We start from the raw sequence: 19,839 nt of genomic DNA on the forward strand, positions 1-19,839 counted from the left end.
TTTTCATTTAGGTAAATTTTTATGTCGCTAGAACACAATAATTTTCGTGCTGCTTTTGCACCACCACAGCCAGCTTCTGCATTACACGAAACCTCTTTTATCAAAACTGCAAATCAAAAGATTTCTTTTAGATCCATATTCAATGCGTTAAGCACTAAACTTGGGTCTTGTCTCTGTTTAAATCCAGAATTTCGTTCCGGTGCGGGATGGGTTTTTACCTTTGTTTTATCCGCCATTATCACAGTTCTACTTTGCATTCTTCTTCTTCCAATAAAGTTAATCCTACTAGGATTAAGCTGCTGCCCCTGCGCCTCTAGACCCGCTGTAAGAGGAGAAGAAATTCCTGTAATACCTCAACTACCCCAACCAACGCCTCCACCAAGTAGACGAGGTTCTGATTCCGGTATTTCTATAGGATTAGATTCAAGCAGATTTGCTCCAGAATCCTTTGCACCTATCCGTCCACAATCTCAAGTACGTCGTCCTTCTGTAGATCAAGCAAGCATCCCCAGCCAGCCCTCAATCCAACCCAATGGGATAGTTTCCCAAGACATCACACTTCGACAGTATCTACAAATGAACTATCCTGAAATAGACTTATCCGATATTACCCTAGAGAATTTAGGAATTAATTTCCTACAAGCTGAAGATCTCCCCGAAGAAACAAATATACTCGACCTCCCTGCCTCAATGTTTTTCCCAGAAGGAGCTCCAAATCTAGATCAATTACCTATTTTCTTAAGTCAACAAGACGAGACCTCAGCTTCAGTTGTGTCTCCACAACCGTCAATTATCCCATCGCAACCCGCTTCTGTTGCCCTGCCAGCAGACCAGACAATTCCTCAACAACAAGACATATCAAGCCAACCAGCGTCCTTAGTTGTTGATACATCTGCAGCCGCGGTCTTTCTTCAACAAGAAGTTGATCAAACCTTGACCGCTAGAGATTTTTTAAATAGGGCCTATCCAAATGCGAATCATAGCGTGCTTATCCACGGCGCTCGTGTAAATGTACGACTTCAAGGTATTGCTGTGGGTGAAAATGACGAAGATATTCTCAATCTCCCTGCTCTTATTGCTTTTCCTGATTTAGTTGCCGGGCAACCCATACGACCTACATCGTTAAACCTCTTTGATGAACCAAGAGCTCTTTCTCCGCAACAAGAAGAACCCGCACCTCCCCCTCCTACTGCAGAAGAATTAATGTCTCCCAATGATCCTAGATACATATTCCTACAAAATAACTTCCCGAACTTAGAGCACGAATACTATAACCAACATATCAACCTACTTGCTTCATTAGCTGGAATAGATGCACAGAACCTTGATCTGCTTCAACTACCTCTAGAGGTATTTGTTGCGACACCGGCTCGCGCACCTGACTACGAGCCTATTTCAATGGAAGATGCCGCATTAAGACTCCAAAACAGCATGACATCATCACAAGACCTAACCCCAGAGGAAGTTGCAGAAAGAAACAATAAATTTACTAATTATCTCATAGAAAATTCACCAAGACGTTGGACCTTCTTGAACAGATTAAAAAACAATATTATTTCAACAACTATAAGCCTAGATCTGCGTAGAGATTGGTTCATAATGTTAGACACAATAGCTAATAAAACTCTTCCAGAATTAGCAACAGAAGAGTTTCAACAACGTGCACAGGGCTATCTCTTTAAAATTAATACGCTTCTAAAAAACAATGACCTCTCTCCAGAAAGAAAAAAGGAGATGTTAAAATATATAATCTCGCATAAATCCAGTTCTCCTGAGATATGGTTAGAAGCTATGCATCAAGAATTATTGCTACAAGAAAGCCTTCAACCAGGAACAGTTATAACCACACAGGAAGCAAACGAAGATACAGACGAAGCTGAGGGAACACTAATAAACCGAGTGATGCCGCCTTGCAATACACAAGCAAGCGCTGAAGAAATTGCTGGATATACTCAACTATTACGACATCAATTTTCTCGTCCCGTATTTATAAATCAAGACAGCATACACCTTGCTCCAACTAACGACGAATATCTACAAACCCTAACTAGTAATTCACCAAATAACTGGGGTCCAATCAAAGTCCCTCTAGGGAACAAAATCAAAGAGCTCACGCAAAACTACAGCATACGTAGAGCTTGGACAAAAATCCTCTCAGAATTACCGAACGGAGCTGGTGGTATGGTGAGCTCAGAAGACGCCCAGACTCTTGCTCGAGGAACTATGTTCCAGATTCTTAAACTTCTAAATAATGAAGCAATACCAACTGACAGGAAGCTATCAATCATAACTGTCATAGCCTCTTTCAGCGATAGATGTGGTCCTACATGGGTAAGGGTTGCAGGACAAGAATTACAAAACATATTCAACTCAAACAACCTTTCAACAAATGTCATACTCTCTTGGGTACAGATATGTAAAGAACACCTGCTTTCTGAAGTCTTTAATAATGAAGCACAGTGGCATATGATGACAGCATTTAAAGAGGTACACGGTTCTGAATTAGGTTTAGATAATACCGGTATCATTTTAGATGGATATACAATGTCATTGGCGAGGGATTTCAGATCAGGATACCACGCTCAATACTTGAATAGATTCAGAAACAGGTATATCCAGATGGGAGAACAGGTTGTCGAATCAGCTCTAACACAGGCTCTTACCGGCTCGGATGATCAGGTAAATACATTACAAGGTATTGTTCTTGCTGATCTAGAAGCTGCTGGGGTACCAGAGTCTGAGCGTGCAAATATCATGATGGATGTTTTCTTCACTGAAGAAAATGAATACAAACCAACCAGAGAAGTAATTTGTTACCTACTATTAAAAGCAGGAGTTATTACGCATCTGAATAATAACAACTAAACTTTGAGACAACTCTCTCCGATGCTAAGGCGACATAATACCTAATTATGTCGCCTTAGTCTTTTCTCTCAAACACAAAATGATTCCATATACACGTTTCGGAAAAAGACGATCTTGTTATGATTGTTCGGTACGTTCTCTATACAGAATTATAAATCTATAACGATTCCACTTCTTACTGGAATTTTTCTTTCCCACCAAGAACGACCTTGATTTCAAACTTTATAGTTAAAGTTAATATAAAAAACTATATTACAACAACTTAATAAAATAATTTTAGAACTAGAATCAAACTGTTATAATGATAGAATGTTAAAACAATAAACTGATTTAACCCTTAGAGAATACACTAACAATGAGCGTATCCCTTGACCCAAATAATTCCCATCTACCGTCACTCCCTGATTCCCGAACTTCCTCGTGCTGTAACCGCATTACCACTCTCATAAAACAGATTACCTACTGTCATCTGTTCTACAAACTTTTTCGGGAAATAGGCTCTACTTTAAGATTGCAACATCCAACATCTTGTTTAGATCACCTACTTATCGCTCTAGTATGTGTTGTTTCAGTTTTTATTTCTCTTGTACTTTACGTTCTACTCCTTCCCGTTAAACTACTCGCTCTAGCAATTTCTTCTGCCTGTCAAAGGAAAATAGATGCAATCCCTCTTCTTCCAGAAACTCAAAAAATCTTCAAACCCTTAACAGAAACACAACAAGCATTTGTTGAAGAAGTAAAAAGAGCGGTGCTCCAAAAAGTATCTGGAGAATTTGAAATCAATATGTCGCCGGACGTCTTACGTCTAGCCCCCCTACCTTCACCATTTTTAAACTCATTAGCAACGACATCCTACTCAAGAAGTTTATGCGATTATAAAAAACTCAAAAGACTAATTAACAATCTAAATTGCTGGAACTCTGATTGGCAAATTATTATGAATTATCTTACTTACTTAAAAGAAGATCCATCTCATCCTGATGCTCAAACATTCCCCATCCTGATGCATCATCTAATCCTAGCTCTGGAAGATCCTAACATTTCTCAAGAAAATAAAAGGATTGCCTTGAAGGAAATTTCCTCCTATGCAACTACATGTAAACCGACTTGGGGAGAGACCATTTTTAGATCTATCAATAATCTTTACAACACACGAAACTATGGAAGAGATCAGATGCTATTATGGTTACAAATGTTTAAAGAACATTTGCTTTCTCAACAGCACCTCATTGCTCATAAAGAAGAATGGCATCAAATTAATGGTTTAAAACGTCTGTGTGGTGAACAACTCGGCTTAATCACCGATCATTTAAATGAAAATCTCTCAGGCCTCACATTACGTCAGACTTCAACTCTTCCTCAAAAGGTAGCACAATATACAGAGCTTAAAAATAGCTTTATAGAGGCTTACCGAAGATCATGCTCTGATTTAATACACTATATCCATAATGCATTCTTAACATCAAAAGCTGAAATACAAGCACGCGTTTATAATTTCCTAATCGAAGAAGTTGCTAATATCCTCAATCTTCCTGAAACAGGAGCACATATCGATTTAGTACTCGATTGCTTCTATGATGATAATTACGAACTCAAGCGCGAAGGAATTATCTATCTCCTTTATATCATGGATATTATAATTCCCAAAACAGACACTTAGATACTCTAAAATTGCAAAAAAAAGCGCATGTAAGATACACAACGCCTTTTCATCTTCAAATGTGTTCAATACCTCTTAGAAGATCAAACGCATACCCCCATTCAAATCATAAGATACTGTATGCTCCCTCCACTCATAAGTAAATCCTAAGAATGTAGAGAAATAGGAATTCCATTCTGTATCATTACTAAATTGGGCTTTCATGGATTTTCTAGAAAGATCGGAGCCAATTCCTTCCCAAGAATAAGAAGCTGCCGGCAAATTGATAAGAACCGCAGGAGCCTGACGATAGACATCAAAGGCATAAGAAAAACTTAAGCTATTCACTTCAGAACGCTGTCCTCGAGAATAACTATGTTCCAAAGTGATACCAAAAGGGATGGCTACGTTCTGCAAATGTCCTTCAGCAAACGTTCTTACTTCACTACCTATCTCTGTAAATGTAGGAAGATCAATGTAGACATATTCAGCTTCTACAAAAGGTACGACAGCAGAAACAATCGATGAAATAAACCTACGTGAATTCACGATATGCCGATAATCCACATGAGCATCTGCTAAAATTCCTCTGCTATTCCAGGATCCTTTAGATCTACCTATATTTAACGTGGGATATGTTGTATTCAAGTCGTTATGAATATCACTATAGATAAACACACCTTTGAACAACCAAGAACCTGCAAAGATACCTACATATCCAGAACCTAAATAACCACTTTGATCACTACGTGATGAATATGACTGGCTATCTGTATAACCAAAGAACTGTGCGAAGCTTCCTCCTATTAAGAAATCCTCTATCAACTGTGTATCCAAACCCAAAGCATAGCCACCTGCTCGGTGAGTAAAACCATCTATTTTAGCAATTGTTGCACAATTGGAGAATGTTCCCATCCCAGATCCCCAAATATTCGTTGAGAAATCTAATTCCATTCTTTGCGCAGTAATGTTGTGAGCTAATTGCTGTTGTTTCAAAGCTCGCAAATCTCCATATTGTCCCCATAAAGTATTCAATACAATGGACCCATCCTTTTCAGGATTTAACTTATAGCTGGTAGGCTTCCAGTTAATCATTAGCTTACCATTAATGACCTGAGGATCAGACCATTTGCCCATATGTCCATAAGTGTCTTCAGTAATTGTAGGTACAGAAACTTTAACATGTAACTCTTCCAAAGAACGATCCAAATCAGGAATATCTGAAACTGCAGAAGCACTTCTAAACGAAAGTAAAGTGATATCTGCCTCTTTATTCAATAAAGCGTGATTTTCATAACCAATACCTGCAGAATCCACAAGCTTCAAATCTAAAGATCCTGAACCAATTGTCGTTCCCTTAGGAACGATAATTTGTGGAGGTTGAGGAGTTATTTCATCATCACCAGCAACAAAAGAAGCTAAATCCACACCAAGAACACTAATATCTGCTAAGGTCCTCTCATCAGAATTCCTACCAGAATCATAAGCACTATAGTAAGATGTTGCAGAAGGACTTTCTGGTTTTTCTGTAGGCTTAGCATTAGGATCGAAAATACGTAATACAGTTCCTGCTGAGAGCAAGATCTCGCTACCTCTTTCTTGCTTCAAACCACATAACCAGAGCTGAGCCTTATCAGATAGGATAAGAGTTCCTGACTTTAATAAAGCTACTTGAGGAATTTTAGATGTTGCGCAAGCAAAGCGAATATTTCCAGAATGAGAAACTTCTGAATCATCTTTAGCTTTAGAGTTAAGTATTAACGTCGGATCATCTAAAATATCCTCATGAGATACTGAGCTCTTTCTTAGTGTTAGATCCTCGAAAACAATAGCGTCTGAGAAATGGACGGTATTTTCTCCAGCAGCAGATATTTCAACTAATTTCGATTCTTTACCCGCAAAATAAAGTCCATTAGAAATATCTTCGGAAGTTCTATTTCCTTGGAAAACAATGTCTCCTCCTAAAGCCTCTAAAATTACTGTTCCCTTTTCACAAATATGCACAGCACCACCTATAGGGGCATAGTTATTGTAAAAAGCTACAGAACCCGCATTTTTATTGATGACTAAATCTTGAGTATAGATAGCACCACCACCGAACAAATTATGTTCATGATGCTTTGAAGCTGTTGTACTATTTCCTGAAAAGATTACATCTCCAATATTTTCTGTAATGACGACTTTAGTATTATCACTCACTACCTTAGAAGCAAAAGGCTCTTGAGATTCGGGGTTTAAAGAACCCGTTAAAATCGCACCACCAAAACATCCCGAGGAATTCCCTGAGAAAAGTACTTTATTTTCATTTTCACTAATTATTACAGAAGTTTTAGCAAAAACAGCACCTCCACCACTATGATGTCCTGTAGTATTAACTTGTCCTTCTTCAAGATTATCTACATAGGGGTCCCCAAAAACTAGATTGTCTTTAAATTCTATCTTGCCAAGGTTTCTAGAGATCAAAATATCGCCCTGAGCACTAGCAATGGCTCCACCAGCAGTCACAGTTCTATTACCAATAAATGAAACCGAAGATTCATTATTTTTAATACTTAAGGTATCTCCTAAAGCACAAACAGCACCTCCGAGGAATTTTGAATAGTTACGGATAAATTGAACTCTCCCATTATCAGAGATAGTTACTACTTTAGATAAGATAGCACCACCACTACTATTCTCACCAGAGACGTGGTTATTAGTGAACGCAAGTTCTATGTTATTTTGCAAACTAACTCTATCTATTCCAAAGAGAGCACCACCACCTAAGGGTTGTTCTTTTTGTATTTTACTATCGCTAATTTCCATGCAATTGTCTGAGAAAGATAAAGCAGCAGCATTGTCTTCAATCTCTATATGTTTAGCGAAAATAGCTCCCCCACCACGAATTCCTAAATCTACAGGTGAAGATTCTACTGGTGTACTTGAAGCACTTTCTTCTTCGGAACTCTCAGGCACTATAGGAAGAGGAAGAATTTTCCCTTTATTGTTAGAGAAAGCAATTGCTCCAGAGTTATCTGTAATCTTAACACCCTCATGAGCAAAAATAGCTCCCCCACCAATACATGTGCTATCGGATTCAAATTGACCTGCGGCATTCTTAGAAAATGTAATATCCCCAATGTTTCCTGAGATTAAAATATGCGCTCCATACAAAGCTCCTCCACCAAGATGACTATGTGTCTCTTGAGATTCCAATAAATTCTCATTGGATTCAAAATTTATCGACCCTGAATTATCTATAATCTTAATATCCCCTGATCCATATAGAGGCTCTTTAGAATGTGTATAAGGCTGGTCAGGAAGTAAGCAATAAATAGCACCACCACCGAATTTAGAAGTATTGCCTTCAAAAGTAATATTTCCAAAATTCTGGCCGATCTCTACTTGATTTTGCGAACTAATCGCCCCACCTGTAACTTCAGCAGAGTTTCCCTTGAACCAAGAATTTCCAACATTCTCTACTATCCTTATATTTCTAGATAAAAGAGCTCCTCCAGAAGACTTAGAAGTATTTTTGAAACAATGGATTCCTCCATTGTTTAAGAAACTAATTCTCTCCCCAGAAGCTAAAGCACCTCCACCTAAAAATGTGCAACCTTGAGGAGAAATTAAAGCGTGATTATCTAAGAACTCTATGGATCCCACATTTCCAACAAAATCAATTGACTTGAGAGAAGATACTGCACCTCCAGATAGAGCATGATTCCCGACGTAGTGCATATCTCCACGATTTACAGAACAAACAAAATTGCCACAAGCTAGGGCTCCACCGTTTGCTTTATCTGCGTGGTTGCCGTCTATCAAAAGACTCCCAGAATTATCTAAGAAAATAATTTCTCCGCTGGAAAATCTAGATTTATGAGATTCACCATGTACCTTATGAGCATTAAAAGCTCCTCCACCTTTGGAAAAATCCGCAATTTCTCCAGAATATCTGATATCCAAATCTGTATTGCAGCTAACTATAGTAACATCATGACAACCGTTCACAGCAATGCTACGGCCTGAAACAGCACCTCCACCAGCTAGAGATTCACAACCATCAAAAAGGAGTCTTTCTTTAAGATGTTCAAAAACAACATCTTCATCAGAATATACTGCAGCTCCCGCACCTATGGATCTTAAATTAGAAAAAGATAATCCTGATTTAGATCCAGTTCCCACAAGAGCAATACCTAAAAATCCCGGATTAGTTTCATCTGTAGGATAACCCGATAGGTTTCTATAGCAAAAGGCTAAGCCTTGCCTAGGATCATCTATACTATACTTTCGATTCGCCTGAGGTCCCTCACTTTCAACAGTAGAAATATTTTCTGAGTTTGTAGACAACTCTGTATCTACATTCTTCCATGATAAAGGCTCTAACGTCTCGAATAAAGTACTTACATCTACTAAATGCTGTCTCTGATCTGCTTCTGCACCTAAAATCTTAGTAACACATGAGGAAACACCATTTATAACCGAAGTATCTACATGTACTTCTGCTTCTTTATTTTCCTTCTTAGGCTCCTGTGTATCTGAAGATTTATCTTTTTTAAAAATACCCGCTGAAGTCGTTTCTAATTGTGTTTTTAAAGGAGGATTATTGAGAAATGCCTCTGAAACTGGTTCATAACCATATAATCTATGATTATTAGAGATCATCCCAGTGGAAACTAATATTGCTAAAACTACGGAATGGGAAAATGTAGATTTTGGAAATCTTGATACCTTTTTTGCGACCATCGTAAACCTAATTCAGAGATGTTTCAGTATTCGTTTTCAAAAGGTTTATCACTATCAATACGATCCCGTCAATAGAGAAAGATGGTAAATAGACAAACTTAAAGACTAGGATAGACTAGATAAAATCTGCTCACAAACACGTGCCCGAGCTAAATCTATAGATCCAGAAATTCCATTAAATAAAGATCTTCCACAAGCTTTCCCATGACATTTTATTACAAGTTTGGAAAGCCCACACACCATTGAGCCAGGATAAATCGTATAATCTAACTGTCGTTTCACATCAGACTCTAATTTATCTCCTAAAATATGGCGCAGGAAATCAAAAACACCCTCGGCAGTTTTCAAGAAGATGTTTCCTGTAAACCCGTCAGAAACAACAACATCCACACTGCCGCCAAAGACGTCCCCACTTTCAATATTACCCAAAAAGGCATCCTGAAAGGTTTCTCTAAGAATACGAAAGGTTTGCCGATGAGCTTCAGTCCCTTTTCGTTCTTCAGAACCAATGTTCAACAAACCTATAGTAGGACGTTCCGTCTTTCCAAGACATTGTCTATAGGCCAAACCCATGCGAGCAAAACCTAACATCTCGTCTGGATTCACAGAAACATTAGCACCAACATCCAATATGACTGCACAACCACGCATAGTGGGCACGCGAACAAGTAAAGCTGGACGACGAACGGTGGGAAATACAGGAATTTTAGCTCGAGATAAGGTAATCAATGCTGCGGTATTTCCCGTAGAAATAAATGCATCTATCTTATCCTCTTTAAGATAATCTAAACCCAGAGCCATGGATGAAGATTTTTTGCGAATAGCGGATAACGGAGAATCATCCATAGTGACAAAGCCTTCCGAAGCAATTATCTCAGGATATTCTTTATGTGTGTAGTTATTGAGTATCTGCTCCTTCACCTCATCAGAAGCAAAAGCAGTAAAAGAAATGTGCGAGTTCGAAGCTCGAGAATTGAGTACATCGATTAGCACTTCCCAAATAATGAGAGGAGAGTGATCTCCTCCCATCAGATCTATGCCAATTTGTACGTTCATAACACAAATATATTGTTATTTCTTTTCTACAGTCATAACGGCTTTCCCGTTATAAAAACCACAAGAAGTACAAATCGTATGAGGAATAAAAGCTTGCTTGCAGTTGTTGCAGACAGCGGCATGACGAGCTTTTTTCGCATGATGACTTCTTCGGATATTTTTTCGCGCATTGCTATGTCGATTGCGTGGTACTGCCATATCTCTCACCTTTTATAAATTGTCAAAAGGGGTTTCCCCTTTGATTCTTTTTCTATCTTCTAAAAATTGTACAATATTTACTCTTTCAGGACAGCCATCTTTCTTGCATTCTTGAAAATGATCGCTCTCTAAGAGAAGTTCTTGTCTAATTAAATCTTTACAATCAAATACGCCCGATTTGACATCTTCGTGACAAATCAAATGTGAAATTTCTATTGAATCTACAGAGTATAAAAAATTTTTATCACAAACACAACAATGCAATCCTAATTGTGTAGATACGCTTAAGGATAAAATCCATTGCTCATTGTCTATCTTTTCTAAATTGCCCGAGACTTCGATGGGATTAGAGAAAAGTTCCTCTTCACCCGACTCACGAATGTTCTCTGGATTTAAAGAATATCTTATTACCTCTTTTTCCCCAGGAAACTTTAGTCGGCAAATATATAATTTTAAATCATCAATGTTTCCCATAAGAAAATCTCAAAGCTATGTTTAAAGCTACTGTGAGTTTGAAGACAAGAGTTTACCAAACAAGATAATTATAGAAAACAAAGACATACTTTAAATCTATTGAGACAATAAATAAAACTATCATTTTTAATTTAAAAGAATCAATAAACCATTTCTGTAGAATTTTTTACCTATTTTTTTTATAATTCCTTCCGCAGTCAGTAGACAAATATCTAGGAAGTTTAAGACCGCTTCTACAAACAAACCTATTCCCGAATTATATCCGAGCAATAGCAGGAAAGACGGATTAGGCATCAAGGAAGACCATGGAAAACGACATCTTATTAAATATAGAGTCTAAAGAAATTCGCTACGCTCATCTAAAAAACGGTCAGCTTTTTGATCTCATCATTGAAAGAAAAAAAATTCGACAACTCAAAGGCAACATCTATCGAGGTCGCGTAACTAATATCTTAAGAAACATTCAATCTGCTTTCATTAATATTGATGAAAGAGAAAATGGCTTCATCCACATTTCAGATGTATTAGAAAATTCTAAAAAGTTTGAACAAATGTTCGATATGGATTTCGATGTTCTCCCCAAAGAAAACAATGAAAAAACCGAAGCCCCAATAGAAGAGTTATTAAAATTAGATAGTCCTGTATTAGTTCAGGTGGTTAAAGAACCTATAGGAACCAAGGGCGCACGTTTAACCTCAAATATTTCTATTCCGGGACGTTATTTAGTTTTACTGCCTAATTCTCCTCATCGTGGTGTGTCTAGAAAAATCGAAGACCCCCACATGAGAGATCAGCTAAAACAGCTTATTCGTTCTTTTGAAATGCCCCAAGATATGGGTTTGATTTGTCGAACAGCCAGCGTACTTGCTTCTACTGACGCATTAATAAATGAAGCTCATGACTTGCTTGCAACTTGGAAAAGTATCTTAGAAAAATTCCACTCCACAGATCAACCTTGTCTACTTTATGAAGAGACCGATATCTTAAAAAAAGCTGTAATCACCTGCATAGATAAGAATTATAAACGCCTACTAATTGATGATTATTCCACCTATCAAAAATGTAAGCATATGCTAAAAAAATATTCCCCCGACTCCGCTGTAAAAATTGAATACTATCGTGATTCAATTCCTATGTTTGAGCGATTCAATATCGAAAAAGAAATTGATAAAGCAACAAAGCGAAAGATTTGGCTTTCCAGCGGTGGTTACCTATTTTTCGATAAAACAGAAGCAATGCATACTATTGATGTGAACTCTGGGAGAAGCACACAATTAGAAAGCGGTGTTGAAGAGACTCTGGTTCAAATCAATCTAGAAGCTGCTGAAGAGATCGCTAGACAACTTCGCCTACGCAATGTTGGTGGTTTGGTCATTATCGATTTCATAGATATGAAATCACGTAAAAATCAGCGTCGTGTTTTAGAACGTCTAAAAGAACATATGAAATATGATGCCGCACGCTGCACTATTTTAAGTATGAGCGAATTCGGTCTCGTAGAAATGACCCGTCAAAGAAATCGCGAATCTCTAATGCAAACACTATTTACAACGTGTCCTTACTGCAGTGGTAATGCAATTATCAAAACTCCAGAAAGTGTAGTTATTGAAATTGAAAGAGATCTCAAAAAAGTGATCAACCATAAAGAACACTCCCATCTATGTTTAGTTGTTCACCCGGAAATTGCTGGTTATATGAAACAGGAAAAAGACGATGATGAACTCATTCGCCTGGCTAAACAATTAAAAGCTAAATTACAAATTAATACTTCGGACTCGCTTCATCTCAATCATTACCAATTCTTCTCATTAGTTACAGGAGAGAGTATTGAGTTATAGGCATGGTTATGCATTTTTCTACGTATTTACTACAGGCCTTTGGCAATCAATCCTTGCCCGAGCCTTTGTATCAGAAGTTTCAGATATATCATCAAAACTATCTTGATGCTGCAACAAAAAAATGTTCTTTGGAGAAAGCAGAGGAACTATGTCTACAATGGCTGAAAATTGTGATTGAGGATCTCAAGGACCCTTTTATCTTCCCCCCTTACCATAAGAAAATTCGCTCACCAGTAGACTTATTTAATTTTGGCAAGCAATTTTTCTCAGTTCTTGTAGATGATGAGAATTCTAAAATTTACAATCTTCATCAACTAGATCATATTCAAGAATTCATAGATCGCAAAGATAACGTTATTCTACTTGCAAATCATCAAACAGAATGTGACCCCCAGTTGATGTACTATGCTTTAGGAAAAACTCATCCCAAGCTAGTAGAAAATATGATTTTCGTAGCAGGAGATCGCGTGACTTCTGATCCCCTAGCACGTCCGTTTAGTATGGGTTGTGATTTATTATGCATCTATTCAAGACGTCATATTAATAATCCTCCAGAACAAAAGGAGGAGAAGCTTCATCATAATCAAAAGAGTATGAAAACATTGAAAACTCTACTTAAGGAAGGGGGTAAGTTTATTTATGTAGCTCCTGCAGGAGGTAGAGATAGAAAAACACATGAAAATCTTCTTTATCCCACAGAATTTCAACCAGAAAGCATAGAGATGTTTCGATTATTAACGAAAGCATCGGCAAGACCCGCTCATTTCTATCCATTCGCATTAAAAACTTACGACATCCTCCCACCCCCACCAACAGTAGAAGATGCTATTGGAGAATATCGAGCAATTTTCTTTGCTCCCCTTTTCTTCAGTTTTGGAGAGGAGATTTTATTAGAACATCTATGCTCTGAAGAAGAACTTTCAGAATGTGATAAGCGTAGTCAACGAGCATTAAGATCAAAAAAAGCATTCTCCATTTTAACACAGCTATATGAGGAATTATAAGAATGAAGTGGAAGGCACTGTCTGTTACTTTACTGTTATCTCTACTAGTAACAGCATGCAAACAACACACACGGACAATCCCCGATCAGTGCCCCCTAAAAGTTCTTACCCCATCTATAGCAAATCAAAAAACTGCCAAAATCATCTGTGCAAATGGCCTTCAATTACTAATAATTTCTAATCCAGGAATCTCAACTTCAGGAGCAGCTCTAGCAGTAAAAACAGGAAATTCCTCGGATCCTAAAGAATTTCCTGGATTAGCACATTTAACAGAACATTGTGTATTTTTAGGAAATGAGAAATATCCAAATAGTGACGGATTTTCCCATTTTTTAAGTAATAATAATGGCACGTATAACGCCTACACTGGCTCTTATACAACAAGTTATCTATTCTCTATAAAGAACTCAGCATTTTCTGAAGCTATAGATCAATTCGTCCACTTATTTATTCAACCTCTTTTCGATCAGGAGGACGTTGATAGGGAGAAAAATGCTGTAAACCAAGAATTCGCGATGCATCCGAATAAAGATCTTCGTCGTGTACATCGTATTCAACAACTTATTGCTCCTAAAGGACACCCTATTCAGAGATTCGGATGTGGGAATGCATCTACTTTAGCAAAAGTAAGATCTCAGGATATGCATCCGTGGTTTGATCAGCATTATCATCCTGAAAATATGATTGCTGTTGTTCATACAACAGAGCCAATAGAGAAGGCTGTAAAAAAATTCCCAAAAATCTTTGCTAAGATTCCTTCTAAGAAAAATAATCTTCATAAAAAAACGTTCTCTCACCCTGAAGAGGATTTCTCATCAGGAAAACTTTATATTAATTCTGCTGTAGAACCCACAGCAAGTATAAAGATTTATTGGCATCTCTATAACACATCTCAAGCTTCTCTCGGTTGTTATGCGGCCCTGGCTTATGTGTTAAATCATGAAGCAACAGATAGTCTCGTCTCTTTATTAAAAGAAGAAAAACTTATTACGGAGTTTGATTCTGGATTTTATAAAACTTCAGAAAGTACAGGAAGTTTCACTATCTATTATCAGCTCACTGAAAAAGGTGAGAGAGAATACTCAAAGGTATTGCTCCATACCTTTAAATATTTACATCAAATCCAAAAACAAGGAATTCCTGAATATTGTTTGAAAGATATTTCTACAATCAACGCCCTAGAATACTGCTACAGTTCAAAAACAGATCTTTTTAGAACTCTTCAGGGACAAATCGCGGATCTTATAGATGAGGATTTAACTACCTACCCATATCAATCACTTGTTTATCCACAATATTCTTTTCAAGAAGAACAAGATACCCTGACGATCCTTTCGGATCCCTATCAAGCCCATTATGTATTATCAACAAAAAATCCTGAGAATTGGAAAGATGCAACAAAGCATTACGACAGCATTTTTAAAATGGATTATTATGAAAAATCCCTACCAGATTTAGAATCTTACAAACAGGCTTCTGTACAAGAGCACATGGCTCTACCTCAACCAAACATCTATATTCCGAAAAATATTGAGGTTTCAAACATATCTAAAATAGACAACAAGGAATTCCCCTTCAAACCTCAGCTAGCATATGAAGATGCCGGTCTTACCTTCTACTATTGTGAAGATCATTTCTATACAATGCCCAAGCTTACTATAAATTTGCGCATGCGCTCTCCTAACATCTCTAGGAAAGATATCCGTTCATTAATAGCTACAGATCTATGTTCCCTAGCAATTAATGAAAATCTCCTTAAGCAATACTATCTAGCAGCTCAAGCTAGTCTTTTCTTCTCCACCTCTTTACGTGGAGACGGGTTGAATTTAGAAATCACTGGATATAACACGACAGCACCTATCCTATTGAAATCTATTTTATCTTCCCTAAAACCATCCATAAATCAAGAAAGATTCGATATACATAAGCAACAGCTTATGGAAACCTATCAAAGAAAGATCTCAGAATGCCCTATACGAGCAGGTATGGATAGGCTTTGGTCTTATACCCTAAACGATGTCTATTCCTATCATGATAAATTGACTACCCTTCAAACTATGGATTTTGAAGAAGTAGAAAAATTTTCAAACATCATGTTTGAACAACTACATGTTGAAGCCATGGCTCTTGGACCGCCCTCAAAAAAACAAGAACAAGAATTAGTAACTATTGTTAAAGACTTCGTTTCCTCCTACCCTACGTATGAAGCAGATGCTTTCTATTATCAAAGACAAGACAAAGAAATCTCAAATATAAAAATAGATTACCCTTTATCCGGAAATGCTATGTTATTAGTTCTTCAGGATAAACATTCCTCTTCTATCGAGCATATTGTTGCTACGGAGATGATGTTTAAATGGTTACACCACATAGCCTTTGCTCATTTGCGAACAGAACAACAATTAGGTTATGTCATAGGGGCGTGTTATCACGAACCTTTATTGTGTCCTTCGGGTCTATTTTATATCCGTTCTAATGCCTACACACCTCAAGAGCTTGTAATAAAAACAAAAACGTTCATTGAAGGAGTTGCTATATCTCCAGAGAAATTTGGAATGTCTGAGCAATATTTTTCTGATTTAAAAGACGCTTATATAAAAAATATCACTGACCCCACATATTCCTTAGAGTCCATGGGATCAGCTTTATTTTCCTTGGCCTTTGAAAAAGCTTCTGTACAATTCTCGCTGCCTAATGAAAAGATTATTGCCGCTAAAGCTATGGATTACATGACTTTCAAAACTTATTGCCAAGAATTTCTCAATCAAAAACCAGGATCAGAAATTCCTGTATATATTCATGGGAAAGACCGTTAGGTTTTTCCTATCTAAAGAAACAATAAATGAATTCAGGAATATCTCTAAGAAACCAAAATGTCATCAGAGATATTATTGATGGTCCTAAAGCAAATAGGAATAACCATCCCAAAGATAATGATGAAGATGGGAATGAAGGCCTTAAGATAAGATAACCGACAATATTTGGCATATTCGAAACAATTGTAAGCCCTCCTGCAGACATACACCCAGCTATAACAAGATAAAGGAAACAATCTGTAGCCACAGGAAGATTATGGACAAGATAATTCACCAAAGCATTATCTAAGAATATAGATAGGGTATATGAAGTAATCATATAACCAAAATCTGACATTCTATGCATCAGTTCTAAAACCCACCACTCTTGAAGTTCTCCGAAAATCACAAGACCCGCATAAAACAGCCCTACAAAGCAAACTTTCGAAATGTTGATTGCATGCTGATAGAAAATTGTAAATTTCTGAAATCCTAAATAAAATATTAAAATAGCAGCCATCAATAATGGTACAGATCTAGCTAGGATTACAGAACCAACAAGAACAATATGAACAAAAATAATCCATTTCGGGACTCGTTCATTCATCATAGATGGATTTGTTACTACCTTAGGAAAATTATTAAATTCTTTTCTAAAAATAAGATAGTAAATAGTTGTCGACAATAGGATAGAAATTACAGATTTCCAACAGAAATATTTTAAAATAACGCTATTTCCCCATTTCACCGAGGGCAAAATAATAAATAGAGCTCTAGAAGACAGTGCGGATGTTAATCCTCCCATAGAGATATTAGAAAATAGTAATCCCATTGTTGCGTAAGCAAAACGCGGAGTTGGAGAAAACTTATAAAAGTTCCTAACAAGCAACGTCGCAGCAATAATCATAGCCCCTGTTTCTTTAAGAAGCACCGCAGATAGTGGTGAGGCTATCATCAGAGTCCACCACCAACATCGTGGAGATTGTCGACCTATTTTTGCAATATTTGAAAAAATACGTTCTGAGAAATAAACAATAGGTCGCGATTCAAGAAGAATGAGCATAATAACAATAAAGAGAGAGAATACATAATTCCTGCTGTTGAAATAACTCATAGTCACTCTATAGCCCTCAGAATAGAGAAACCATAGAAACAGAGGAGCTGCCCAAAGAACAAAAACTAGCTCTACCCTACTTATCAATCGATAGAATTCACTGAGCCAAAGATATTTCTTCCATCTTTCAGGAAACACCATTTTCTTATGTTGATATAATTGACATCGACTGAACAGCCAAGGCGTAAGAAACGTATGTAATATCGAAAAGAAAAAAAGTAAAGTCGCCCCTGTCTTCAAGGATGAAGAATACTGAGGTAAAATCATAAACAACCTAGGAGACGCTAATTCTTATAATTAGCAATAGAGATATTTCGAGTAAAAATAAAGACTCAAAAACCTTTTCCTGAAAGCAAGGTAAACAATTGAGAAGTTTTTCTCTGTTGAAAATAGAATGGAGGAAAGAAATTGTAAAAAATTTTTTATTTCTATAAGTAAAAGAGAGAGATGAGGGTCTAACTATGTCGCATACAATTACACTACTGACTGCTGATAACAATACTGATGAGATTAAAAAAGCTCTTCAACGAATTACTGTTGCTTCTTCGTATGTTCTTAAATCTTCACCTGAGCAAGAAAATACTGATCAGCCATATGAAGTTTGTCAAGCTGAAAGTACTCTTTCTGTAGAGGCAAGTAAGATAGCCTCCGTTGCCGAAGGCACACTATTATCTTGTTGTTGTAAATAAATTATTGCGATTCAGAAACCATTCACCGCTATGTTTGCGCAGACTATTTACAAGCAAACCGTGACTATCTTGAATAGTAGTATGAATAGCTTGGACTACAGAAGGATCTGTTTCTATTTCTATGGGATAGCTTACAAATAAAGTTGCCCCAGCTCCAGACATACCGACATGAGCATGAAAAGGACTCCATATCCTTTTTAGCATTTGTTTTTTCTCTTCAAGATCCTTACGAAAACGAAATACGGACTTCTCTAAATCATTTTCTTTCCTGTACAAAGCTATATCTTCTTCCCTATGGGAAAAATCATCAGGGTGTAAATAAGAAAAAGCATCTTTAGTAAGCACTCCTTCATCAGAAAAATATAACACATATCGCTCTTCACAATTGTAATCTTCATAGGGAAGAATCTCTTCACCACAACCTATGCCTATGGCAGATCCTGATGAAAAAAATAAAGGTACATCCATACCTATCTTTTTTCCCAATTCTTGAAGGACATCGTTGGATAATTGTGTTTGGAAATGCTTATTTAAAGCATAGAGTGCTGTTGCAGCATTACTACTACCGCCACCTACGCCAGCTCCTATAGGAATACGCTTATCCAATCTCCAGGTTACAGGATCATTTACCTCGGTGTAGTCTCTAAAAATCTGAAGACTTTTCCATATGAGATTGTGTGGAGTACTTAATTCCGGTAGATTACAAATAAGAGTATCCTCGTTACTACTCTCTAAATACAGATTATCTCCGAAATCAATAATTTGATACTGCGTAGTCATCTCATGGAAACCATGAGAAGTCTTGCCATGAAGCTTTAAAAAAAGGTTTAGTTTTGCTGGAGAAAAAAGATCCATAAAACTGCTTTTTTTATAGGTGAGAAGTATTCTCCCCTCACCATAAATGCCTAGTTTGATTCTTCAGCAGCTGTCTCTTCTTGAGCCGGCTGTTGATTAAGAACAGTGACGTATGAACTCTCAGAAGACACTTCAACAAATAAAGTTGCGGTAACATCTTCTTTAAGTTTCAAAGGCACGCTTTTCTTCCCAAGATTCTTAATTGCATAATGAGAATGCGGGAAATTCTTACGTGTAAGAATAACATTTTTCTTAGCTGCCTCATCAATAATATCGCTAATTGTGACAGAACCATACATGTTGTTATCTGGGTCTACGCGAACCTGAAACTCAAGAATAATATCTCTGAGCGCTTCTGCTAATTTCTCAGACTCTGCTCTATCTTCGGCAGCACGTAGTAACCGTTCCTCTTTTAGCTTCGCCTGCAATCGCAAGGTTCCCGCTCCAGCTATAACGGCTTTCTTTTTAGGCATAAGATAGTTACGGATATATCCAGGACGTGCGGTTACGATATCGCCACTACGGCCTAAACCATCAACATCCTCGAGTAAAAGTAGTTGTTGTTTCATATTGTCTCTCTTCCTCTA

The 19,839-nt window shown here is 37.2% G+C and carries 13 protein-coding genes; 6 read left to right on the forward strand and 7 right to left on the reverse strand.

Annotation, left to right across the window (positions count from 1 at the left end):
* Positions 1-21: 21 nt before the first annotated feature.
* Both C10C_RS04065 and C10C_RS04070 read left to right on the forward strand, forming a co-directional pair.
* Positions 22-2,865, forward strand: a complete 2,844-nt coding sequence (locus C10C_RS04065) for a DUF1539 domain-containing protein (RefSeq protein WP_117274554.1) — start codon at positions 22-24, stop codon at positions 2,863-2,865.
* Positions 2,866-3,220: 355 nt separating this feature from the next.
* Positions 3,221-4,525: a DUF1548 domain-containing protein gene (locus C10C_RS04070; RefSeq protein WP_117274555.1), complete on the forward strand. Its 1,305-nt coding sequence runs from the start codon at positions 3,221-3,223 to the stop codon at positions 4,523-4,525.
* Between the two features lie 75 nt (positions 4,526-4,600).
* Here C10C_RS04070 and C10C_RS04075 read toward each other — a convergent pair whose 3' ends face one another.
* The 4 genes from C10C_RS04075 to C10C_RS04090 all read right to left on the reverse strand — a co-directional run bounded on the left by C10C_RS04075 (position 4,601) and on the right by C10C_RS04090 (position 10,957).
* Entirely contained in the window at positions 4,601-9,229 is a 4,629-nt protein-coding gene (locus C10C_RS04075) for an autotransporter domain-containing protein (RefSeq protein WP_117274556.1), read from the reverse strand.
* 105 nt (positions 9,230-9,334) lie between these two features.
* On the reverse strand, positions 9,335-10,285 hold the full coding sequence (gene plsX / locus C10C_RS04080) for a phosphate acyltransferase PlsX (protein WP_117274557.1): 951 nt from the start codon (positions 10,283-10,285) through the stop codon (positions 9,335-9,337).
* Between the two features lie 15 nt (positions 10,286-10,300).
* Positions 10,301-10,483, reverse strand: a complete 183-nt coding sequence (gene rpmF / locus C10C_RS04085) for a 50S ribosomal protein L32 (RefSeq protein WP_011006763.1) — start codon at positions 10,481-10,483, stop codon at positions 10,301-10,303.
* A 12-nt stretch (positions 10,484-10,495) separates the two neighbouring features.
* Entirely contained in the window at positions 10,496-10,957 is a 462-nt protein-coding gene (locus tag C10C_RS04090; protein WP_117274558.1) for a DUF177 domain-containing protein, read from the reverse strand.
* A 305-nt stretch (positions 10,958-11,262) separates the two neighbouring features.
* Here C10C_RS04090 and C10C_RS04095 point away from each other — a divergent pair, with 305 nt between their 5' ends.
* From C10C_RS04095 to C10C_RS04105, 3 genes are read left to right on the forward strand one after another with little or no spacing between them, the layout of a single operon-like run.
* Entirely contained in the window at positions 11,263-12,795 is a 1,533-nt protein-coding gene (locus C10C_RS04095) for an Rne/Rng family ribonuclease (RefSeq protein ID WP_117274559.1), read from the forward strand.
* A gap of 8 nt (positions 12,796-12,803) precedes the next feature.
* Positions 12,804-13,799 carry a 1-acyl-sn-glycerol-3-phosphate acyltransferase gene (locus C10C_RS04100; RefSeq protein ID WP_174222235.1) on the forward strand — a complete coding sequence of 332 codons (996 nt, stop codon included), beginning with the start codon at positions 12,804-12,806 and terminating at the stop codon, positions 13,797-13,799.
* Positions 13,800-13,801: 2 nt separating this feature from the next.
* Entirely contained in the window at positions 13,802-16,615 is a 2,814-nt protein-coding gene (locus tag C10C_RS04105) for an insulinase family protein (RefSeq protein ID WP_117274561.1), read from the forward strand.
* 7 nt (positions 16,616-16,622) lie between these two features.
* On the opposite strand, the gene C10C_RS04110 is transcribed toward C10C_RS04105, so the two are convergent.
* Positions 16,623-17,975 (reverse strand): putative Na+/H+ antiporter, encoded by a 1,353-nt coding sequence (locus C10C_RS04110; protein ID WP_117274562.1) that lies wholly within the window; start codon positions 17,973-17,975, stop codon positions 16,623-16,625.
* 194 nt (positions 17,976-18,169) lie between these two features.
* Here C10C_RS04110 and rbp7 point away from each other — a divergent pair, with 194 nt between their 5' ends.
* Positions 18,170-18,397 (forward strand): reticulate body protein Rbp-7, encoded by a 228-nt coding sequence (rbp7, locus tag C10C_RS04115; protein WP_117274563.1) that lies wholly within the window; start codon positions 18,170-18,172, stop codon positions 18,395-18,397.
* Here the strand turns inward: rbp7 and ispE are convergent.
* Positions 18,377-19,252 (reverse strand): 4-(cytidine 5'-diphospho)-2-C-methyl-D-erythritol kinase, encoded by an 876-nt coding sequence (ispE, locus tag C10C_RS04120; RefSeq protein WP_117274564.1) that lies wholly within the window; start codon positions 19,250-19,252, stop codon positions 18,377-18,379. The genes rbp7 and ispE overlap by 21 nt on opposite strands.
* A 50-nt stretch (positions 19,253-19,302) precedes the next feature.
* On the reverse strand, positions 19,303-19,821 hold the full coding sequence (gene rplI / locus C10C_RS04125; protein WP_117274565.1) for a 50S ribosomal protein L9: 519 nt from the start codon (positions 19,819-19,821) through the stop codon (positions 19,303-19,305).
* Positions 19,822-19,839 lie beyond the last annotated feature (18 nt).

It is taken from the genome of Chlamydia poikilotherma (assembly GCF_900239975.1).
Classification (GTDB): Bacteria; Chlamydiota; Chlamydiia; order Chlamydiales; family Chlamydiaceae; genus Chlamydia; species Chlamydia poikilotherma.